Below are 924 nucleotides of genomic sequence, written 5' to 3' on the forward strand. Positions count from 1 at the left end.
CATCAACGCGACCACCCCGGCCACCTGCGGGGTGGCCATCGACGTGCCGTCCAGTGCGGCGTACGTGCCGCCCGGCATGGCCGACACCACACCCACCCCCGGTGCCAGCACGTCCGGCTTGCCCGAGCCGCCCGGCACCGGCCCGCGCGAGGAGAACTCCGCCACCCGCCGCTGGGCGTCCACCGCGCCGACGGTCAGCACGTCCGGGTACGGGGCGGGCGGGTCGTCGATCGAGGCGCACCAGGGGCCGGTGTTGCCAGCCGCGGCGACCACGAAGATCCCGGCCGCGTCCAGGGCGGCGGTGGCCGGCCGCAGGACCCGCTGGTCGCAGCCCTCAATAGGCGGGCAGCCCCACGAGTTGGTCAGCACCTGCGGGGCGCGCTCCGGACGGCCGTCGGTGAACGGGTCGCCACCTGCCGGGAACGGCGCCAACATGAACTGGAGGCAGTCCAGGTAGTGCGCGGGGCTGCCGAGGTTGCGGTCGAGGTTGACGCAGCCCACCCACTTCGCGTCCGGTGCCACGCCGATGCCGTCCCGCCCGACCGCGCTGCCCACCGTGTGGGTGCCGTGCCCGCCCTGGTCGGTCGGGCTCCGGGTGTCGTCCCACGGGTCGTACCAGGAGTCGTCTCCACCACGGAACCCGGCGCTCAGCGCGGGATGGCTGCCGTCCACCCCCGAGTCGGAGCTGCCCACCACGATGCCCGTGCCGGTGACCCCGAGCTGGGACCAGACCCGGTCGGCACCGATCTGGCGGATGTTCCACTCCGGGGCGGTGGGTCTGGGCACGTCGCCCCGGCTCTGCCCGGCCGGGGCCGGCAGCGGGCGTAGACGCTGGCTGACCAGCACCCGCGCGACCTCCGGCCGGCCGGCCAGCCAGGCCCGCACCGCCGGGCCGCCGTCGACCTCCACCGCGTTGACCAGGTA

1 protein-coding gene is annotated in these 924 nt (G+C 75.5%); it reads right to left on the reverse strand.

From position 1 onward, the window contains the following. Nucleotides 1-924, reverse strand: a 924-nt coding sequence (locus tag KBX53_RS34335) for a S8 family serine peptidase (RefSeq protein ID WP_210863964.1), incomplete at both ends; no start/stop codon positions are given.

Origin of the sequence: Micromonospora sp. M51 (assembly GCF_018070305.1) — a bacterium.
GTDB lineage: Bacteria > Actinomycetota > Actinomycetes > Mycobacteriales > Micromonosporaceae > Micromonospora > Micromonospora parva.